Origin of the sequence: Pseudomonas sp. B21-036 (assembly GCF_024748925.1) — a bacterium.
Classification (GTDB): domain Bacteria; phylum Pseudomonadota; class Gammaproteobacteria; order Pseudomonadales; family Pseudomonadaceae; genus Aquipseudomonas; species Aquipseudomonas palmensis.
In genome coordinates this window covers 2,569,193-2,588,790 of record NZ_CP087178.1, presented here as the reverse complement: position 1 = coordinate 2,588,790, position 19,598 = coordinate 2,569,193, and the positions used below count along the sequence as shown (strand labels likewise).

The following is a 19,598-nucleotide window of genomic DNA, read 5'->3' as shown; positions in this document are numbered from 1 at the left end:
CACGGCTGGCGCTTCCTTTAACTCAGTACACGGCCCCCACCGGGTGCACGAATGCATTCACGTCATAGAAGGGCGTGCGCTGGTAAAACCAGTGCAGGCGCGCACTCGGGCTGTCGGCGAAGGCCTTGTCGTCCTTGAGGCGGGCCTCGAACTCGGCCTTGAGTGCCGGGCTCTCGGCCAGCATCTTGCGCGCCATCGGCTCCATCACGTATTCCTCTGGCTCCTCCGCCGCCACCAGGGTCGCGTTGAAGAAACCCCAGGCCCAGAACGAGTCGGGGCTTTGCGGGTGCAACAGATTGATCGCCAGCACACCCAGCGGCTGGTCGACGTCGATCAGCACCGAACCCGCCGCAAAGGTCTGCATACGCTCCAGCGGGTTGGCCACGCCACTGACCAGCAGATGCCCTTCATAGCCCGGAATCTCGTTGGCTGCCGCACGGTCCGGCTCGAAGCCACCGGCCACCTTCACCTCATCCATGCGGTACAGCGTCACCGCCATCGCCGTGGGCTGCTCGAGGGTGCGCATGCGGATGCCATGCGCCTTGAGCCGCGCGATCACCTCGGCCCACTGCGCCGGCACCACGTACTGGCGTGGGCGCTTGACCACCAGGTCGGGCTCGGTGTTGCCAGTGACCGGCACCGTCAGCGGCTTGGGCACGTTGCCCCACACGATCGTCCTGGCACCGGTGATCGGCGACTGTTCGTAGCGGTAGTCGCCCACCTTGAAGTCCACCTGCTCCTCCTTGCCCGGCTTCCATGTCAGCACCACCTCGCGCTGGGCCGCGAGCCGGGCACGGTCACTGGCAATGGCCTGCTGCAGCGAAGCGGCCTGTTCGCCGATCACCTGGAACATCGTCTTGAGCATCACGTAGTTGCCCAGCACCTGGGTCTGGTACGGGTGCAGTGCATGCTGCTCGATCAGAATCGACGGCACGTTGCGGATATCGCCGTACTGGTTGGAGAAGCGCGCCAGGTCGGTGCGGTACGGGTAGTAGCCCTGGGTCGGGTCCTGGTTGTCGTTCATGCTGATGCACTCGTGCACCACATGCCCCTCGCCCTCCAGCGCCTGGTACACCGGCGCACGCATCACCGTGTCCATCCACGCGCTGCTGGCCGGCGACCAGCCATTGCCGTTATGGCAATACGAGCTGTCGTAGGGGTACATCGCGCCATCGGTGGAGTGGGTGTCGGCGAAGAAGCTCAGCTCGTAGGTGTTGAACACCCAGGCCACGTTGCGGATCTCGGCGCTGTCGAGCTTGGTGAAATCGCGGTTCAGGTTGAGGTTGCGCCCGTTCACGCGCCAGCCACTCTGGCGGGGGCCGTTCTGGTTGATTCGGCCATAGGCGCTGCGGCGGATATCGCCGTCCACGTTGACACTGGGGATGAACAGGATGTTGACCTTCTGCAGCAGGCCGGCCAGCGGCTTGCTGCCGGTGGTCATGTCGCGCAGCAGCATGAACATCGCGTCCTTGCCGTTGGACTCGCCGGGGTGGATACCGGCCTCGATAAAGAGCGTCGGCTTGCCCGAACGCTTGAGCGCGGCGGGTGACTTGTCGGCCTCCAGCGAGGCCACCACCAGCAGCATCGGGTGGCCCTCGGCGCTTTTCTCCGGCAGCTCGCTGAGCACGATGGCGCCATTGGCGGCGGATGCCAGTTGCTGAAGGTAATCGCGGGTTTGCGCGTAGGTGCTGGTGTCGGCAAAGCCGGTGGCTTCGGCCACGGTGATCAGGGGGTTGCCGGCGGGCGCGATATAGCGGGTGCTGGTGAGGGTCTGCTCGAACATTGCCGGCAGAATGCGTTGCTTGGCGGCCTCGGGGTAGCCGCTGTCATCGATATAGGCCGGGGCGCCGGGCAAGGCCGCAAGGGCGGGCAGGCTGCCGAGCAGCAGCAAGGTGGCCAGCAGGGGCTGCGGGTGCAGGTCGTTCATGATGGGTCCTTATCATGCGTAAGCAGGCAACCTTAGCTGATAAGGGGCAATGTCACCGCGATGGGATGCCGGCGAAGCGCCGCGCGAGCGGCGCTCGGTGCCGGGAGCGCCGTTGCGCCACGCCGTTCTACCGCGCCGCCAACCCCATCTGCCAGAAATCCGCCTCCAGCCGCGACGCCTGGGCAAAGATCGCCACCAGCTCGGTGAAGCGCTGCTCGGTCATGCTGCGCGCCGCCAGTTCGTCCAGGTGCAGGCGCGCTGCAGCAGCCACGCCCTGATACCCCTCCCCGGCATACTCGCCAATCCACTCGCGGTACGGATGATCACCCAGCGCCGCCACCCCGTCGGGGCTCAGCGCCCGGCCGATCTCGGCGTAGCCGATCACACAGGGCGACAGCGCCACATGCAGGTCCAGCAAGTCGCCCGCCGCGCCGCAATCGAGCACGAAGCGCGTATAGGCCACGGTGGCCTGGTGCTCCGGCGCGGCCTCGATGTCAGCCTTGGACAAGCCCCAGCGCGCGCACAGGCGTACATGCAGGTCGGTCTCGTCCAGAATCGCCGCAAGCCCCGCCTGGGCGGCACGGATGTCCGAAGGCCGGCGGCTCTTGTACGCGGCCAGCGCCCAGGCCCGCGCGAACTGGATCAGGAACAGGTAATCCTGCACCAGGTAGGTACGAAACGCCGTTTCGGGCAAGCTGCCCTGGCCCATCTGGCGCACGAAGCTGTGGTCCACGTAACTGGCCCACTCGGTCGGTGCAGCAGCTTTCAAACGGTCGAAAATATCCATCGTTCACTCCCCCTGTGGGTACACGGCATCGAAAAACTCAAGCTCCAGCGCCACGGCACGCAAGAAGAAATCGGTGCTCAGCGCCTCTTCCTGGGGGCCCACACGGTCGAGTTCGGCGCCCAGGAACGCAACGAAGTCGGCGAAGGCCGGGTTGTCGTGCAAGGTGATCCACTCGGCGTGCACGAAGTTTTCCGGCAGCGGCCTGGGCGCCTTGAGCGCCCAGTCCAGGTACAGGCCCTCGGCCACGTTGAGCACCGCCAGCACTGCCGCATAGGATCGGGTGGCCGCCGCCTGGCGCATGATCGCCTTGAAGCCGGCCGTGGGCTGTGTGTCGGCCGGCGCGGTGCGTTGCGCCTCGCTCACGCCCAGTGCCTCAAAGGCGCGCAGGAAATAGGTGTTTTCATCGCTGGCGATCATGCCGGCGAAACGCGCCAGGCGCAGGCGCGCATCGAAGGTGTCGGCGGTGGCAATGGCCGCGCCGAGCAGGGTCAGGAAGCTGTCGATGAAGCGATGGTCCTGCACCAGGTAACGCACCATCACCGGGTCCGGCAGGCTGCCGTCGCACAGCTGGGTGACGAAACGGTGGCCGACGGCGGCCGACCAGGTGGGTTCGCTTTGTTTGCGCAGGTGTTCGGTGAAACGTGGGGCAGTCATGTAGCGGCCTCGCAGTGAGACCGGCAAAGAAGGCAGGCGCTAGATCCCATCCCTTCGCCGGCATGATCCGGATCAGGTTCGAAGGGTCACCGCGCTGCAGATGCCAGCGGTTTCTCAGCCCGTTGCCGGGGCTCCCCTTGGTGCGCACACTGTATACAACCGTGGGCTTGAAGTGTCCAGCCTGGCCGCTTCGCCGGCAAGGCCGGCTCCTACAGTCAGCGCAGGGCCCGTAGGAGCCGGCGTTGCCGGCGAAGCCTTCAACCCAGACGCGGCCTGAGCATGCCCCGCTCGACAATGAACCCGATCACCGCCTGCAAACCCTGCCCCGTCTTCAGGTTGCTGAACGTCCACGGCCGCTCGGGCCGCATGCGCCGGGTGTCCTTTTCCATCACCTCCAGCGACGCACCCACATAGGGCGCCAGGTCGATCTTGTTGATCACCAGAAAATCCGACTTGGTGATCCCCGGCCCGCCCTTGCGCGGGATCTTCTCGCCTTCGGCCACGTCGATCACGTAGATCGTCAGGTCGGCCAGCTCCGGGCTGAAGGTGGCACTCAGGTTGTCACCGCCACTCTCGACGAAGATCACTTCCAGGTTGCCGAACTTGCGCGCCAGATCCTCCACCGCCGCCAGGTTCATCGAGGCATCTTCACGGATCGCGGTATGCGGGCAGCCGCCGGTCTCCACGCCGACGATGCGCTCGGGTTCGAGCGCGCCGGCTTCGGTAAGGATGCGCTGGTCTTCCTTGGTGTAGATGTCGTTGGTGACCACGGCAATCTGGTAGTCATCGCGCATGGCCTTGCACAGCGCTTCGAGCAGCGCGGTCTTGCCGGAGCCGACCGGGCCGCCGACACCGACGCGCAGGGGTTGCTGGTAGCTTTGCATGGCAGTTTCCTCAGGATCGGAACAATCGGGTGTATTGGGTTTCATGGCGGGCAGAGGCAATCGCCAGCAACGGCAGGCCGCCGCCCAGGTGTTCATCAGGTACGTCCAGCGCCCACTCCAGTACCGCAGGCAGCTCCTCGCACAACTCGCGCAGCAGGGTCTGGGCCGCCTGCTGACCGAACGGCACCAGCTTGACCCCGGCCATCACCGCCCCTTCCAGCCAGGCAAAGCCATGCCCCAGGGCCAGCTCACGCAGCGGGATCTGCCAGTGCACGGCCAGCCAGGCCATGCCGCCCAGCTGGCTCAGCTCGACGCTGCTGCGCCAGGCCGGCGCCTGACACAGCTGCCAGCCATCGAGCAGGCGCGCCAGGGCCTTGCCGCGCTGGCGTTCCTCCAGGCGCAGCTCGGCGGTTTCGCGGTTGGCCAGCAAAAAGCTGCTCCAGTGGGCGAACGCATCGGCATCTTGCGCGCGGCACGCGCTGTACAGCCGTTGCAGCAGCGGCCAGTCGAGGTGGCCGAGGGTGTCGTGCAACTGCTCGCGCTGCCAGGCGCCAAAGCCGTTGGCCCCCGTCACCCAGCCCGCCTCCACCGCCCACTCCAACCCCTGGGAATAGGTGAAGCCCCCCACCGGCAGGTTGGCGCTGACCAGTTGCAGCAGGCGCAGCAACTGCAGGTTGGCGCTCATCAGCCGGCCAGCACCAGGGCGGCACCGGCCAGCAGGCCGCCGCCACAGGCCTTCTGCAGCCCGGGGTGACGGCGCAACAGGCGCCCGGCGCCATAGCCTGCCAGCAGCAACAGGCCGCTGACCGCGACAAAGCCTGCGCTGAACACCCAGAACGCGCCCGGGCTGGCTTCGACGCCGTGGGCCCAGCCGTGAAACAGCGCGAACACCGGCATGACCAGCGCCAGCAGCACCTGGCGGCTGGGCAGCAGCAGCGCCGCGGCGGCCACCAGCAGCGAGCCGATGATCATGCTCTCCATGCCGATCACGCCCCCGAACAGATGGCCCATCAGCGCGCCGCCGAACATCGCCGCCAGCGTGGCCAGCGGCAGCGCCAGGGTGCGCCCGGTCAGGGCGGCCAGCACCCCGGTGCCCAGCAGCATCAGCAGGTGGTCAAGCCCGGTGAGCGGGTGCAGCAACCCGTCCTGCAGGGGGTTGCTGTCGTGGCCGGGGTGGGCGAACGCAGGGACGGCGATCAGCAGCAAGGCAAACGCGAGGGTCTTTTTCATCGTGCAACTCCATGTCGAAATCAGTGGGCGTGGCCAGGCACGCGAACAAAGGGGTGATCGTTGTGGCTGTGGCTGTGCGGCGCGCTCTGGTAGGCGCCGGCCTCGGGCTCGAACGGCGCCTGCTCCACCGCCACCTCAAGGCCGAAGCCACGCACCATGTCGTCCAGCACATGGTCGTGCTGGTACCGCACGAAATCGCGCTCGATCTGCAACGGCACATGCCGATTGCCCAGGTGATAGGCGGCGCGGGCCAGCGCCAGCGGGTCGGCGCAGCGCACCGTCGAGACCTGCTCCGGCGCCGCCAGCACGCGAATCACCTCACGCCCCTGGGCGTCGGCCAGCAGCTCGCCGCCGCGAATCAGCTGGCCGCGTTCGAGCATCAGCCCGGCCTCGCGCCCGTCATCCAGGGTGATGCGCACGCGGCTCTTGATGCGCGTATCCAGGCTCAGGGTGGCAGTGGCGCCGATGTGTGCGGCCTGGTTCAGGCGTTGCGTCAACAGGATCATGCTCGCTCCTCAAAACAGAAAATAACGCTGCGCCATCGGCAGCACGCTGGCCGGCTCGCACACCAGCAGCTCGCCGTCGGCGCGTACCTCATAGGTTTGTGAATCCACTTCGATGGTGGGCATCAGCCCGTTGTGCAGCATGTCGGCCTTGCGCACCGTGCGACAGCCCCGGGCCACGCCGATCAGGCTGCGCAGGCGCAGTTCATGGTGAACGCCACACTCCACCGCGGCCTGGGACAGGAACGTCATGCGCGTGGCGTTGCGCGCCTGGCCCAGGGCGCCGAACATCGGCCGGTAGTGCACCGGCTGCGGCGTCGGGATCGAGCCGTTGATGTCGCCCATCGGCGCCATCACGATCATCCCGCCCTTGAGCACCAGTGCGGGCTTGACCCCGAAGAACGCCGGCGACCACAGCACCAGGTCGGCCAGCTTGCCGGCCTCCAGCGAACCGACTTCATGGGCGATGCCATGGGTCAGCGCCGGGTTGATGGTGTACTTGGCGATGTAGCGCTTGACCCGGAAGTTGTCGCTGCGCGCGGTGTCAGGCGCCAACGGGCCGCGGCGCAGTTTCATCTGGTGCGCCACCTGCCAGGTGCGCAGCACCACCTCGCCCACCCGGCCCATGGCCTGGGAGTCGGACGAGGTCATCGAGAACGCGCCGATGTCGTGCAGGATGTCTTCGGCGGCAATCGTCTCGCGGCGGATGCGCGACTCGGCGAAGGCCACGTCCTCGGGGATGCTGGTGTCCAGGTGGTGGCACACCATCAGCATGTCCAGGTGCTCGTCCACGGTGTTGACGGTGTACGGCAGGGTCGGGTTGGTGGAGGACGGCAGCACGTTGGCGTAGCCCGCCGCACGGATGATGTCCGGCGCATGCCCGCCGCCCGCGCCCTCGGTATGGAAGGTGTGGATGGTGCGGTCGCCGATGGCGGCCAGGGTGTCTTCGATGCAGCCGCTTTCGTTGAGGGTGTCGCTGTGCAGCGCCACCTGCACGTCCATCGCCTCGGCCACGCCCAGGCAACAGTCGATGGCCGCCGGGGTCGAGCCCCAGTCTTCGTGCAGTTTGAGCCCCACCGCCCCGGCCTCGATCTGCTCGCGCAGGGCCTGGGGTTGCGAGGCATTGCCCTTGCCCAGCAGGCCGATGTTGATCGGCAGTTCGTCGGCGGCCTGGAGCATGCGCGCCAGGTACCAGGTGCCCGAAGTACAGGTGGTGGCGTTGGTGCCGGTGGCCGGCCCGGTGCCGCCGCCGATGAAGGTGGTGATGCCCGACACCAGCGCCTCGTCGACCTGCTGTGGGCAGATGAAATGAATGTGCGAGTCGATGCCGCCGGCGGTGACGATCTTGCCCTCGGCGGCGATCACCTCGGTGCCCGGCCCCACCGCCAGGGTCACGCCGGGCTGCACGTCGGGGTTGCCGGCCTTGCCGATGCCGAAGATGCGCCCGTTCTTCACGCCGATATCGGCCTTGACGATGCCCCAGTGGTCGATGATCAGGGCGTTGGTCAGCACCAGGTCCATGGCCTCGGCGGCCAGCATCTGGCCCTGGCCCATGCCGTCGCGGATCACCTTGCCGCCGCCGAACTTGACCTCTTCACCGTAGACCGTGAAGTCCTGCTCGACCTCCACCCACAGCTCGGTGTCGGCCAGGCGCACGCGGTCGCCCACGGTGGGGCCGAACATGTCGGCATAGGCACGCCGGGAAATACGGCTCATGCCACGGCCTCCAGCTTGCCCATCACCCGGCCCTGGAAACCGTACACCTCGCGCTTGCCGGCATAGGCCACCAGGTTGACGGTGCGCGCCTGGCCCGGTTCGAAGCGCACGGCAGTGCCGGCGGCGATGTCCAGGCGAAAGCCGCGGGTGGCCTCGCGCTCGAACACCAGAAAGGCGTTGACCTCGTAGAAGTGATAGTGCGAGCCGACCTGGATCGGCCGGTCGCCATGGTTGGCCACGCTGACGCTGATCGTGGCGCGACCGGCGTTGAGTTCGATGTCGCCGTCGGCGACCTGGATTTCTCCGGGAATCATGGGCTGCTCCTGGGCAGGTCAGACGATAGGGTCGTGGACGGTGACCAGCTTGGTCCCGTCGGGAAAGGTCGCTTCCACCTGCACGTCGTGGATCATCTCGCTGACACCTTCCATCACCTGGTCACGCCCGAGCACTTCGCGGCCCAGGCTCATCAGCTCGGCCACCGTGCGCCCGTCGCGGGCACCTTCCATCACGCTGGCACTGATCAGCGCCACCGCCTCGGGGTAGTTGAGCTTCAGCCCACGGGCCAGGCGGCGCTCGGCGAGCAACGCGGCGGTGAACAGCAGCAGTTTGTCTTTCTCTCTCGGGGTCAGCTCCATGGTGCGGTCTCTCAAGTGGCCCAGATGCGCGGCGGGCATGGCGGCAAGCCGACGACGGTCGGTCGCAGGGCGCGCCACAGCCGCTGCAGGGTGGATTGCAGGCGTTGGTTGTCGTGGTCGAGCAGGCGCACCACCAGCAGCTGGCCAAGCAGCGTGGCGCCGGCGGGCACCGGCAGCGGGTGGATCAGTTCGCGCACCTGTTCAAGCAGTTGCTCGTTGGCCGGGGCGGCGCAGAAGGTGGCCAGCAGCGGGTGGCCGCCCAGCTTGTGCAGGTGCCCACCCTGCAGGCGCAGGCGCTCGTGCAGGCCGGGGTCGTCGGGCATGTCCACCTGCAGCCGGCTGTCCACGGCGCCATGGCTGAAGGCCTCGCCCATTACCGGGCGGCCCAGGCACAGGGTTTCCCAGGCCAGCAGGCGCGCGCCGGGGGCCAGGCTGAAATGGCTGTGCAGCGATACCCGCGCGCCGGGGAAGCAGATGCTGTCCTGGGGCAGCCACTCCAGGGTGCTGCCCTCGGCCAGGTGAAAGCGCTGGCGCAGCACCGAGGTGGGCCCGGCGCTGCGGTAGAACTTGGTGGCACCAGGCATGGTCAGCAGCGCATGGCTGCCCGGCTCCAGGTGCAGGTTCAGGGCCAGGCGATCCCCCCCCACCACCCCGCCCGGGGGGTGCAGCACATACACATGGCAGGGGTCGCCTTCGGGGTAGAACGGGCGTTGCACCAGAAGTGGGCCGAAATGCTGGCGTGCACCAATTCGGGTCCGCCCCTGACCTGCGACGAAGCGCAGGTTCAGTTCGGCGTTCCAGCCGGCCGGATCAACCGGCGCGGGGATAAATCGTTGAGCTTGCGTCATGCACGGCGGCCCTGGGCAATGGAGTGGCGACACGGCAAGGCCGGTGTCTGACCAATCGATCAGCTATCGATGCCTGGGGCAATGCAGGTTGCGAGCCAATGTTGTGCATTGGCGTGGTCACGGCGTAGGAAACGCCCTGCGATGGTTACTGCTGGCCAAACAGGTCATGGGCGTCGAGCAGCCGGTAGGCGATCTCGGGACGTTTTTCGAGGGCGCGGCGGATGGCCGCCGGTATGCTCTGGCGGGTCTTGCGGCACAACCCTGGCGGGCCTTCGACCTCGATACGGATACCGCGCATGGTGCGCACTTCATTGGGGCCGGGGGCGATGTGCACCTGGATGCCGAGCTGATCGAACAGGCGGCGCTGCAGGTGTTCGAGGTCGGGCAGGCTCTGCAGGTTTTCCAGGCGTTGGAGCAGGCGGTTTTCTTCCTGGCGGGTCAGGCGCAGAATGCGCAGGTCGGCGCCCGGCGTTTCGAGCAGGCGTTCGCGCTCGCAGATGCAGGCACCGGGTGGGCAGGGTTGGCGCAGCGGTATGATGGGCTCCATGAGGCCCAAGCATAGTCACCGGCCCCTGCGCCGGCAACGCCCGCTCCTGCCCGGTTTGCGTCGCCTGCAGGCGCCGGCGTTGCCGGCGAAGGCGTCACTGGAGATCCTTGCATGAAACAACCCGAACTCGACCTGTTCGGCCCACCCGCCCTCGGCGCCCCCGAATGGATCGGCAAGCAGACGCTGCTGCTGCCAGGCTTTGCCCTGGACCTCGTCGAACCCCTGCTGCCGGCCCTGCGCACGGTGCTGCGCGCCGCACCGTTTCGCAACCAGCTCACCCCCGGCGGACGCACCATCGAGGTGGCGGTCACCAATTGCGGGCCACTGGGCTGGGTCAGCGACCGCCTGGGCTACCGCTACAGCCCCTTCGACCCGCTCACCGGCAAGCCCTGGCCTGCCCTGCCCACGCTGCTCGCCGAGCTGGCCGCTGCCGCCGCAGAGGCCGCCGGCTTCGCCCATTTCAGGCCCGACGCCTGCCTGATCAACCACTACCGGCCCGGCAACCGCCTGACCCTGCACCAGGACCGCAACGAACGCGACTTCAGCCAGCCCATCGTGTCGATCTCGCTGGGCCTGCCGGCGGTGTTCCTGTTCGGCGGGCACACCCGCAGCGAGCCCACCCGCAAGGTCGGCCTGCAGCACGGCGACGTGATGGTCTGGGGCGGCGAGGATCGCCTGCGCTTTCACGGGGTCAACCCGCTCAAGGACGGCGAGCACCCACTGCTGGGCGCCCGCCGCATCAACCTGACCCTGCGCAAGGCCGGTCAACCCGATTGAACTCCCGCCGGTCTGCGCCCCTCCCACTTCATAGGGTTTGTATGAACGATGGAGCACGGCAATGGCCAAGCCACTGCAGGAATACCAGCGCAAGCGCAACTTCGACGCCACCCCGGAGCCGGCCGGCAAGGCCCGCCGCGGTGCGCACGCGCAGGCATTGCAGTTCTGCATCCAGAAGCACGACGCCAGCCACCTGCATTACGACTTTCGCCTGGAGCTGAACGGCACCCTCAAGAGCTGGGCCATCCCCAAGGGCCCGTCACTGGACCCCAAGGTCAAGCGCCTGGCCGTCCACGTCGAAGACCACCCGCTGGACTACGCCAGCTTCGAGGGCAGCATCCCCGCAGGCCATTACGGTGCGGGCGAAGTGATCGTGTGGGACCGCGGCGTGTGGCTGCCCGAGGGCGACCCGGCCCAGGGCTATGCCAGCGGCAAGCTGCGCTTTCGCCTGCAGGGCGAAAAGCTGAACGGCACCTGGCATCTGTTTCGCACCCGCCTTGGCGGCAAGAAGGAACAGTGGATGCTGGTCAAGTCCGACGACGAGGCTGCCCGCGCCGAGGCCGACTACGACGTGCTGCAGGCCCAGCCCGACAGCGTGCTCAGCGAGCGCAGCCTGATCCCGCGCACCAAGGGCAAAGACAAGGACAAGGACAAGCCCAAGGCCGCCCCCCCACTTCGCCGCCCAGCCAGGGCCGGCACACTGAGTGCGGCCAGGAAGGCCATCCTGCCCGCCGCCCTCACGCCGCAACTGGCCACCCTGGTGGAAACCCCGCCACAAGGCGACTGGCGCTACGAGGTCAAGTTCGACGGGTACCGCATCCTGGCGCGCATCGACGGCGACGACGTGCGCCTGTTCACCCGCAACGGCCACGACTGGACCACGCGCATGCCCCTGCAGGCCAAGGCCCTGGCCAGCCTGGGGCTGAGCTCGGCCTGGCTGGATGGCGAAGTGGTGGTGGCCAACGCCGAGGGTATCGCCGACTTCCAGGCCCTGCAGAACGCCTTCGACAGCGACACCGATGCCAACATCGTCTACTACCTGTTCGACCTGCCCTACCTCAATGGCATGGACCTGCGCCAATGCCCGTTGCAGGAGCGGCGCGCCGCCCTGGCGGCCGTGCTTGAACCGGCCGACGAACAACGCCTGCGTTTGAGTGCCGACTTCGACGAAGCCCCCGAGTCCCTGCTGGCCAGCGCCTGCCAGATGCAGATGGAGGGCCTGATCGGCAAACGTGCCGACAGCCTCTATGTATCGCGGCGCAGTCACGACTGGATCAAGCTCAAGTGCAAGCAGCGCCAGGAATTCGTGATCGTCGGCTTCACCGAACCCAAGGGCAGCCGCGCCGCCTTCGGCGCCCTGCTGCTGGGGGTACACGACGCCGACAGCGGCCAGCTGCGCTACGCCGGCAAGGTCGGCACCGGCTTCAATACCGCCACCCTGCAGAGCCTGCTCCAGCGCCTCACCCCGCTCGAGGTGAAAAAGCCCGCGGTCGCCAACCCACCCACCGGCGCCGAAGCCCGCGGCGTGCACTGGCTCAGGCCGCAGCTGCTGGCCGAGGTGGCCTACGCCCAGATGACCCGCGAAGGGGTGGTACGCCATTCGGTGTTCCATGGCCTGCGCGAAGACAAGCCGGCCCGCGCCATCGGCCTGGAGAAACCCGTGAAAGCGCCTACCCGCAAAGCCTCCGACAACACCCTGCGCATCACCCACCCCGACCGGGTGATCGATGCCAGCAGCGGCACCGACAAACGCCAGGTGGCCGAGTACTACGCCCAGGTCGCCGAATGGATCCTGCCGCACCTCAAGCGCCGCCCCGTGGCGCTGGTACGCGCACCGGAGGGCCTGAGCGGCGAGCTTTTCTTCCAGAAGAACGCCGCCCAGCTGAACATCCCGGGCCTGGAGAGTCACGACAAGGCCGAGGCCGGCCAGGCAGTGATGATCATCGACCGCGCCGACACCCTGCTGGGCGCGGTACAGATGAACACCCTGGAACTGCACACCTGGAACGCCACCGCCAGGGACTTCGACAAACCCGACCGTTTCGTGCTCGACCTCGACCCCGACCCGGCATTGCCCTGGAAGGCGATGGTCGAAGCGACCCAGCTGACCCTGGCGCTGCTCGACGAACTGGGCCTGCAGGCGTTTCTGAAAACCAGTGGCGGCAAGGGCATGCATGTGGTGGTGCCGCTGACCCGGCGTGCCGGCTGGGACGAAGTCAAGGCGTTCAGCCATGCCATCGTCACCCACATGGCAGGGTTGTTCCCCGACCGGCTGTCCGCCGTTTCGGGGCCGAAGAACCGCGTGGGGCGCATCTTCATCGACTACCTGCGCAACGCCCGTGGCGCCACCACCGTGTGCGCCTATTCGCTGCGCGCCCGCGAAGGGCTGCCGGTGTCGGTACCGATCCGCCGCGAAGAGCTCACCGAACTCAAGGGCGCCAACCAGTGGAACCTGCACAACCTGGGCGAGCGCCTGGCCAATGGCGACGACCCCTGGGCCGACTACGACAAGACCCGCCAGTCGCTCACCGTCGCGCTGCGCAAGCGCATGGGCGTGGCATGAAGGGCCTGGACTGGATCGACCTGCTGCAGTGGCCGGCCATGCTGCTCACCCTGGTGGCAGCCTGGTGGATCGGCTCGCGTCAGCCGCGTCGGCGGCGCATCGGCTTCTGCTGCTTCATGGCCAGCAACCTGCTGTGGGTGGTGTGGGGCTGGCAGACCGAGGCCTGGGCATTGATCGTGCTGCAGTTCTGCCTGTGCGCCATGAACCTGCGCGGCCTGAAAAAGAATACCTCGACCCACGCTGCGTGCCCCAAGGAGTCCGCCTCATGAGCATTGTTCAAACCTTCGACCTGGGCCGCCTGGACACCCTGCTGCGCCAGTTCGCCGAGCGCCCGCAACCGCTGAACCTGGACAGCCAGCTGCTCGAACTGATGCAGGCCCTGCAGGCAGCCGGCCTGGAACGCCTGCCGTTGCCCGGCCAGGGCCAGACGCTTCAGCGCTGGCAGACCCTGGCGCGGGTGGCCGGCGCCGACCTGGCCCTGGCCAAGCTGTATGAAGGGCATACCGATGCCCTGGCGATACTCGCCGAATGCGCCGGGGCGCACCTGGCCGGCAACGGGACCTGGGGCGTGTGGGCGGCCGAGCCGCCCAGTGCACGGGTGCGCATCGTGGCTCGCGACAACCAGCGGGTGTACCTGCAGGGGCGCAAGGCCTGGTGCTCCGGCGCGCTGCAGATCGACCACGGCCTGCTCACCGCCTGGGACGAAGACGAACAGCCGCAACTGGTGGCGCTGGACCTTGCCGAGACGGGTCTGCACCGGGTGGCAGACGGCTGGCAGGCGGTGGGCATGGGCATTACCGCCAGCGTCGAGCTGGAACTGGAACACACCCCGGCGCACCTGGTGGGTGGCCCTGGCCAGTACCTCAGTCGCCCCGGCTTCTGGCACGGCGGCGCCGGCATCGCCGCCTGCTGGTACGGCGCCGCCGAGGCCCTGGCCGACTACCTGCGCGAACACTGTCGCCAGCCACGCCCCGACCCCCACGCCGACGCCCACCTGGGCGCGGTAGACGCTGCCCTGTGCGGCGCCGCTGCAGCCCTGCGCGAGTGCGCCGCACAGATCGACGCACAGCCCCAGGCCGATGCCCAGTTCGCCGTACGCCGGGTGCGCGCCCAGGTCGAATACGCCGCCACCCTGGTGCTGACGCACGTGGGCCGCGCCCTGGGTGCCACCCCGTTCTGCCGCAACAGCCACTTCGCCCGGCTCAGCGCCGACCTGCCGGTGTTCCTGCGCCAGAGCCACGCCGAGCGCGACCTGGCCGAACTGGGCCGGCAACTGGCCGGGCGTGAAGCCGGCGGGTGGCAGCTATGAGCGTCGACAACCCGATCAAGGCAGCCGGCAGTGGCACGCCATTGTCGCTGTGGCAGGCGTCCAGCGCCCTGGCCCAGGTCGCCACGGTGCAGGCCGATGAGCTGCTGCCCCCCGGTGCGCGCCTGGTGGTGGTGGCGCCCCACCCGGATGACGAGGTGCTCGGTTGCGGTGGCCTGCTGTCGACCTTCTGCGGCCGTGAGCAGGCGCTGCTGCTGGTGTCGGTGACCGATGGCGAAGGCAGCCACCCCGGCTCGCTCGCCTGGCCAGGCGAGCGCCTGCGCGTGCAGCGCCCCCTGGAAAGCCGCGCAGCCCTGGCCGCGCTGGGGCTGGACGTCGACCGGGTGGCCTGGCAGCGCCTGCACCTGGCCGACAGTGGCGTGGCCGCGCACGAAGCGCAGCTGGCCCATGCGCTGGTGCGTTGCCTGCGCCCCGACGACCGGGTGCTGAGCACCTGGCGCCTGGACGGCCACTGCGACCACGAGGCCGTGGGCCGTGCCAGCGCACAGGCGGCGCAGACCGTGGGCGCGCAACTGATCGAGGTGCCGATCTGGGCCTGGCACTGGGCCCGGCCGGACGACCCGCGCCTGCCGTGGCGCCGTGCGCGCAAGCTGGCGCTCAGCCCGCAGCAACTTGCGCGCAAGCGCGCCGCCATCGCCGCGCATGCCAGCCAGCTCCATGCCGATGGCGAGCAGCCACCGGTGTTGAGCCAGACCACCCTGCAACGCCTTCTGCAACCTTTCGAACTGCTGTTTCTATGACGGGTGTTTCCATGAGCGTATCGCCGCAGTATTTCGAACAGCTGTTCGAGCACGATGAAGACCCCTGGGCCTTTCGGACCCGCTGGTACGAGAAGCGCAAGCGCGACCTGACCCTGGCCTGCCTGCCGCGCCAGTACTACACGCGCATCTTCGAGCCCGCCTGCGCCAACGGCGAGCTCAGTGCAGCGCTGGCCGAGCGCACCGAGGCCCTGCTGTGCCAGGACCTCAATGCCACTGCCGTGGAGCTTGCGCGCCGGCGCCTGGCAGCCTGCCCCCAGGCCAGTGTGAGCCAGGGCCACCTGCCCGGCGACTGGCCGGGGGGCGAGTTCGACCTGATCGTGCTCAGCGAGATCGGCTACTACCTCGACCCCGCGCAGTGGCTGCAGGTGATCGAACAGGCCGTGGCCAGCCTGAGCCCTGGCGGTGCGCTGCTGGCCTGCCACTGGCTGCACCCCATCGACGGCTGCCCGCAGGATGGCCGCCAGGTACACGCCCTGCTCGATCAGCGCCTGCCGCTGTACCGCGCCGTGCGCCACGAGGAAGCCGACTTCCTGCTCGAATACTGGTGTTGCCAGCCGTGTGCCATTGACCTGCAGGAGCCTTGCCTATGATCGGCGTGATCGTCCCCGCGCATAACGAAGAACAGTACCTGCCGGCCTGCCTGCGCGCCCTCGGGCAGGCGGCGGCGCAGGCCGAGGCCCTTGGCGAGCGCGTAGAGATCGTGGTGGTGCTCGACCAGTGCAGCGATGCCAGCCAAGCCATTGCCCTGGCGCACGGCGTGCACACCCTGCAGGTCACTGCACGCAACGTGGGCTACGCCCGGCGTGCCGGCGCCAGCTGGATGCTCGAGCGCGGCGCGCGCTGGCTGGCCTGCACCGACGCCGACAGCTGCGTGCCGGCCGACTGGCTGGTGTGCCAGCTGGACTGCGCCGCCGACGCCGTGTGCGGCACGGTGCACGTGGAGCAATGGCAGGCGCACCAGGATGCGGCGTTGCAGGCGCGTTACCTGGCCCACTACCAGGCCCGCGAGGACCACCGGCACATCCATGGCGCCAACCTGGGCATCTGCGCCAGGGCCTACCAGCGGGTCGGCGGGTTCCGGCCCGTGCCGCTGGACGAAGACGTGCAACTGATCAGCGACCTTGAACTGAGCGGGGCGCGCATCGTGTGGACGGCACGCAACAGCGTGTCCACCAGCAGCCGTGGCGACTGCCGGGCGCGGGGCGGCTTCGGCGACTTCCTCACCACCCTGGCGGCTACCCCGTGAGCCGTGGTGCGGCGCAGGTGCATATCGGCATCTCGGGCTGGCGCTATGTGCCGTGGCGGGGCGACTTCTACCCCGAGGGCCTGCGCCAGAAGGACGAGCTGCACTTCGCCTCGCGGGCGGTCAACAGCATCGAGATCAACGGCACCTTCTATGCGCTGCAACGTCCCGAGCGTTTCGCCGGCTGGGCGGCCGAAACGCCGCCAGGCTTCGTGTTCAGCGTCAAGGCGCCGCGCTTCATCACCCACGTGAAGCGCCTGCGCGAGATCGACGAACCGATGGCCAACTTCTATGCCTCCGGCCCCCTGTCGCTGGGCAGCAAGCTGGGGCCGACCTTGTGGCAGTTCCCGCCGAACATGCGTTTTGACGAGGGGTTGTTCGATGCGTTTCTGGCGCGCCTGCCGCACACCGGCAAGCAGGCCAAGGCCCTGGCCGCGCAGTGTGCCGAGCGGATGCAGCGTGCGGGTTACCTGGAGGGCGCCGACCGGCAGGTGGTGCGCCATGCAGTGGAGGTGCGTCACGAGAGCTTTCTGGACCCGGCGTTCGTGGCGTTGCTGCGCAAGTACCGGGTAGCGCTGGTGGTGGCCGACACGGCGAAGAAGTGGCCGCATGTGGAGGACTTGACCAGCGACTTCGTGTACATGCGCCTGCATGGGGATGTGGCGCTGTACAGCAGCGGTTATTCAGAGGCGGCCCTGCGCGGCTGGCAAAAGCGTATCCAGGCGTGGAAACGCGGGGCGCAGCCTGGGGATGCGCGCTTGATCGATGCGGCAAGTGCGGCGCCGAAGGCGGCGCATCGCGATGTGTACTGCTACTTCGACAACGACATCAAGGTGCGCGCGCCCTATGACGCCAGACGGTTGCTGGAGCTGCTGAAGCTGGACAAGGGCCTGGAAGCGACACCGGGTGCTGCGCTGTAGGAGCCCGCCTGGCTGGCGAACCGGACACCGCGAAACACCGGCCAACGCAGCGCGCCCCTTCGCCGGCAACGCCGGCGCCTACATGCCGTTCACATAGCCCTTGAGAAAATCGATCCAGGCCCGCACCTTGCGCGGCACGTGGGTGCTGGCCGGGTACAGCGCGTACACGCTCTGCTCGGCAAAGCGATACCCCGGCAATGCATCCAGCAGACGCCCGGTACGCAGGTCGTCCTCGATCAACCAGGCCGGCAGCAGCGCCACGCCCAGCCCCTGCAAGGCGAACGAACGCAGGATCGAGGCATTGTCTGCCACCATCACCGCCCGGCCCGAAGGCTCGTACACCGCCGCCTCCCCCCTCTGATCGAGCAACGCCCAACCGGCCTGGCGCTCGAAACGCCCATGCACCAGCCTGGGCAAGGCGTTCACCTGGGCAAGGGTCGCCCCCGGCACGCCCACGCCCGGCGCCATCACCAGGTGCACTGCATAGGTCTCCAGGCACACCCCGCGGTAGCCTGAGTCCTGCGCCTGCCCCAACCGGATGGCCACGTCGAAGCGCTCCTGCACCAGGTCCGCATGGCTGGTGTGGGTTTCCAGCCGCACGTTGAGCAACGGGTGCTCGCGCATGAACAGCTGCAAGGCCGGCGCCACCACGCGCAAACCGTACTCCACCGTGGAGGTGACCCGCAGGCTGCCCTGCAACCCGCCATGCTCGGCACGCGCCTGCTCGATGGCCAGCCGCGCCTGCTCCAGCACCAGCAGGCACTGACGGTAGAAGCCCTCGCCGGCATCGGTCAACGCCACCCGGCGCGTGGTGCGGATCAGCAGGGTCACGCCCAGCTGCGCCTCCAGCTGCTTGATACCGAAGCTGACCGCGGCGCGGGTCTGGCACAGGCGTGTGGCCGCCGCCGTGAACGACCCCGCCTCCACCACGGCGCAAAACAGCTCGAAACGGTCCAGGCTGACCATGCAAAGGCCCCTTGATTGTCAAAATAATTCGACCAATCTGGCAGTATTGCGGGGCTTATTCAATCATCAGCACCGCCCTACACTGCGCCCATCGTTCTCCAGCGGCGCCCCGTCATGCCTTTTCGCAGCAAAGTCAGCCTGATCTTCCTGATGGGTTTTGCCCTCGACCTGCTCAACCTGTTCGTGCTCAACAGCGCCTACCCCGCCCTGCAGCGCCAGCTCGGCGCCTCGGTCACGCAGCTGGGCTGGGTCGGCAACGCCTACATGCTCGGCCTGACCCTGATCATCCCGCTGGGTAAAGGGCTGGCGCAGCGCATCGGCGAGCGCGCCACCCTGCTGCTGTCACTGGCCCTGTTCGGCCTGGGCTGTGCCCTGGCAGGCTCGGCCCGGAGCATCGAGGCACTGATCGGCTGGCGCCTGCTGCAGGGCCTGGGTGGCGGCCTGCTGATCCCGGTGGGCCAGGCGCTGGCCTACCGCGCCTGCCCCGCCAGCGAGCGCGCCGGCCTCACCTCGCGGGTGATGATGGTGGCCCTGCTGGTGCCGGCGCTGTCGCCGGCGCTGGGCGGGCTGATGGCCGACCAGGGCGACTGGCGCTGGGTGTTCTTCGCCCTGCTTGCGCCCACCCTGGCGTGCGCCGCGCTGGTGCTGGCCTGGCTGCCCGGCGGTCGGCCCCAGCCCAGCGCACGGCCGGCCCTGGACCTGCGCCTGTTGCGCCAGCCACTGCTGCACACCGCCATGCTCATCTACCTGTGCGTACCGGGCGTGTTCATGGGGATCAACCTGGTGGCGGCGCTGTACCTGCAAGGCACGCTGGGCCTGAGCGCCACTGCCACCGGCGGGCTGATGCTGCCGTGGGCCGCCGGTGCGCTGGCGGCGATCGCCCTGAGCCGGTGGCGCTTCAACGCACTGGGCCCACGCCCGCTGCTGCTGGCCGGCATGGGCATTCAAAGCCTGGCGGTGCTGGCGTTGGCCAGCCCCTGGCTGGTCGCCCACCCCGGTTGGCTGGTGCTGCTGTATGCGCTGCTGGGCCTGGGCAGCAGCCTGTGCAGCAGCACCGCGCAGACGGCGGCGTTCGTGGCGATCCCCGAGGCGGCCATGGGCGCGGCCAGTGCGCTGTGGAGCCTGAACCGGCAGTTGAGTTTCTTTTTCGGGGTGGCGTTGCTCGGCGCAGTGCTCGACTGGCGATTGCCGGAGCCTACAGCCTACGCGCAAGCGCTGGCGCTGGGCGCCGCGCTGACCTTGCTGCCCTTGCCCTGGGTGCTGCGCCTGCCGGGCGCCCGGGCCCTGTTTGTTCAACCTGTGGAGTGAGT

General features: G+C 68.3%; 22 protein-coding genes and 1 riboswitch. Of the genes, 9 read left to right on the top strand and 13 right to left on the bottom strand.

Features of this window, described 5'->3' with window-relative positions; translation table 11 throughout:
* Positions 1–22: 22 nt before the first annotated feature.
* From LOY33_RS11590 to LOY33_RS11535, 12 genes are all read right to left on the bottom strand, one after another.
* Entirely contained in the window at positions 23–1,927 is a 1,905-nt protein-coding gene (locus tag LOY33_RS11590; protein WP_258662685.1) for a M14 family metallopeptidase, read from the bottom strand.
* A gap of 127 nt (positions 1,928–2,054) precedes the next feature.
* Entirely contained in the window at positions 2,055–2,714 is a 660-nt protein-coding gene (locus tag LOY33_RS11585) for a TenA family protein (protein ID WP_043860584.1), read from the bottom strand.
* Positions 2,715–2,717: 3 nt separating this feature from the next.
* The gene (locus tag LOY33_RS11580) at positions 2,718–3,368 is read right to left on the bottom strand and encodes a TenA family protein (protein WP_123753066.1); all 651 of its coding nucleotides are present in this window, start codon (positions 3,366–3,368) and stop codon (positions 2,718–2,720) included.
* Positions 3,369–3,400: 32 nt separating this feature from the next.
* Positions 3,401–3,516: riboswitch (TPP riboswitch) on the bottom strand.
* Positions 3,517–3,625: 109 nt separating this feature from the next.
* Positions 3,626–4,252, bottom strand: coding sequence for an urease accessory protein UreG (ureG, locus tag LOY33_RS11575; protein ID WP_058540236.1), 627 nt, complete (start codon positions 4,250–4,252; stop codon positions 3,626–3,628).
* Positions 4,253–4,262: 10 nt separating this feature from the next.
* On the bottom strand, positions 4,263–4,937 hold the full coding sequence (locus LOY33_RS11570; RefSeq protein WP_258662683.1) for an urease accessory protein UreF: 675 nt from the start codon (positions 4,935–4,937) through the stop codon (positions 4,263–4,265).
* Entirely contained in the window at positions 4,937–5,482 is a 546-nt protein-coding gene (locus LOY33_RS11565; protein ID WP_058540237.1) for a HupE/UreJ family protein, read from the bottom strand. The genes LOY33_RS11570 and LOY33_RS11565 overlap by 1 nt, the downstream gene beginning before the upstream one ends.
* A 20-nt stretch (positions 5,483–5,502) precedes the next feature.
* The gene (gene ureE, locus LOY33_RS11560; protein ID WP_123753068.1) at positions 5,503–5,988 is read right to left on the bottom strand and encodes an urease accessory protein UreE; all 486 of its coding nucleotides are present in this window, start codon (positions 5,986–5,988) and stop codon (positions 5,503–5,505) included.
* Positions 5,989–5,997: 9 nt separating this feature from the next.
* Positions 5,998–7,701, bottom strand: coding sequence for an urease subunit alpha (ureC, locus tag LOY33_RS11555; RefSeq protein WP_258662679.1), 1,704 nt, complete (start codon positions 7,699–7,701; stop codon positions 5,998–6,000).
* Positions 7,698–8,015 carry an urease subunit beta gene (locus LOY33_RS11550; RefSeq protein ID WP_054914443.1) on the bottom strand — a complete coding sequence of 106 codons (318 nt, stop codon included), beginning with the start codon at positions 8,013–8,015 and terminating at the stop codon, positions 7,698–7,700. The genes ureC and LOY33_RS11550 overlap by 4 nt, the downstream gene beginning before the upstream one ends.
* Positions 8,016–8,033: 18 nt before the next feature.
* Complete coding sequence (locus tag LOY33_RS11545) at positions 8,034–8,336, bottom strand: urease subunit gamma (RefSeq protein ID WP_043859641.1); 303 nt, start codon at positions 8,334–8,336, stop codon at positions 8,034–8,036.
* 11 nt (positions 8,337–8,347) lie between these two features.
* Complete coding sequence (locus tag LOY33_RS11540) at positions 8,348–9,184, bottom strand: urease accessory protein UreD (protein ID WP_078481213.1); 837 nt, start codon at positions 9,182–9,184, stop codon at positions 8,348–8,350.
* A 145-nt stretch (positions 9,185–9,329) separates the two neighbouring features.
* Positions 9,330–9,731 carry a hypothetical protein gene (locus LOY33_RS11535; protein ID WP_054914649.1) on the bottom strand — a complete coding sequence of 134 codons (402 nt, stop codon included), beginning with the start codon at positions 9,729–9,731 and terminating at the stop codon, positions 9,330–9,332.
* Between the two features lie 111 nt (positions 9,732–9,842).
* On the opposite strand from LOY33_RS11535, the gene alkB reads away from it, so the two are divergent.
* The 8 genes from alkB to LOY33_RS11495 all read left to right on the top strand — a co-directional run bounded on the left by alkB (position 9,843) and on the right by LOY33_RS11495 (position 17,322).
* Positions 9,843–10,508 carry a DNA oxidative demethylase AlkB gene (gene alkB / locus LOY33_RS11530; RefSeq protein ID WP_258662675.1) on the top strand — a complete coding sequence of 222 codons (666 nt, stop codon included), beginning with the start codon at positions 9,843–9,845 and terminating at the stop codon, positions 10,506–10,508.
* Between the two features lie 61 nt (positions 10,509–10,569).
* The gene (gene ligD / locus LOY33_RS11525) at positions 10,570–13,071 is read left to right on the top strand and encodes a DNA ligase D (RefSeq protein WP_258662673.1); all 2,502 of its coding nucleotides are present in this window, start codon (positions 10,570–10,572) and stop codon (positions 13,069–13,071) included.
* A complete protein-coding gene (locus LOY33_RS11520) occupies positions 13,068–13,340 on the top strand; it encodes a hypothetical protein (RefSeq protein WP_078481216.1) in 273 nt (90 codons plus the stop codon). The genes ligD and LOY33_RS11520 overlap by 4 nt, the downstream gene beginning before the upstream one ends.
* Positions 13,337–14,380, top strand: coding sequence for an acyl-CoA dehydrogenase (locus LOY33_RS11515; RefSeq protein WP_258662670.1), 1,044 nt, complete (start codon positions 13,337–13,339; stop codon positions 14,378–14,380). The genes LOY33_RS11520 and LOY33_RS11515 overlap by 4 nt, the downstream gene beginning before the upstream one ends.
* A complete protein-coding gene (locus LOY33_RS11510; RefSeq protein ID WP_088515078.1) occupies positions 14,377–15,138 on the top strand; it encodes a PIG-L deacetylase family protein in 762 nt (253 codons plus the stop codon). Before LOY33_RS11515 ends, LOY33_RS11510 begins: the two co-directional genes overlap by 4 nt.
* 11 nt (positions 15,139–15,149) lie before the next feature.
* Entirely contained in the window at positions 15,150–15,749 is a 600-nt protein-coding gene (locus tag LOY33_RS11505; protein ID WP_054914437.1) for a trans-aconitate 2-methyltransferase, read from the top strand.
* The gene (locus tag LOY33_RS11500; RefSeq protein WP_043860031.1) at positions 15,746–16,405 is read left to right on the top strand and encodes a glycosyltransferase family 2 protein; all 660 of its coding nucleotides are present in this window, start codon (positions 15,746–15,748) and stop codon (positions 16,403–16,405) included. The genes LOY33_RS11505 and LOY33_RS11500 overlap by 4 nt, the downstream gene beginning before the upstream one ends.
* Positions 16,402–17,322: a DUF72 domain-containing protein gene (locus LOY33_RS11495; RefSeq protein ID WP_258662669.1), complete on the top strand. Its 921-nt coding sequence runs from the start codon at positions 16,402–16,404 to the stop codon at positions 17,320–17,322. The genes LOY33_RS11500 and LOY33_RS11495 overlap by 4 nt, the downstream gene beginning before the upstream one ends.
* Positions 17,323–17,400: 78 nt before the next feature.
* On the opposite strand, the gene LOY33_RS11490 is transcribed toward LOY33_RS11495, so the two are convergent.
* On the bottom strand, positions 17,401–18,288 hold the full coding sequence (locus tag LOY33_RS11490) for a LysR family transcriptional regulator (RefSeq protein WP_258662666.1): 888 nt from the start codon (positions 18,286–18,288) through the stop codon (positions 17,401–17,403).
* Positions 18,289–18,402: 114 nt separating this feature from the next.
* Between LOY33_RS11490 and LOY33_RS11485 the strand changes: the two genes are divergently transcribed.
* The gene (locus LOY33_RS11485) at positions 18,403–19,596 is read left to right on the top strand and encodes an MFS transporter (RefSeq protein WP_258662664.1); all 1,194 of its coding nucleotides are present in this window, start codon (positions 18,403–18,405) and stop codon (positions 19,594–19,596) included.
* The last annotated feature ends 2 nt before the right edge of the window (positions 19,597–19,598 follow it).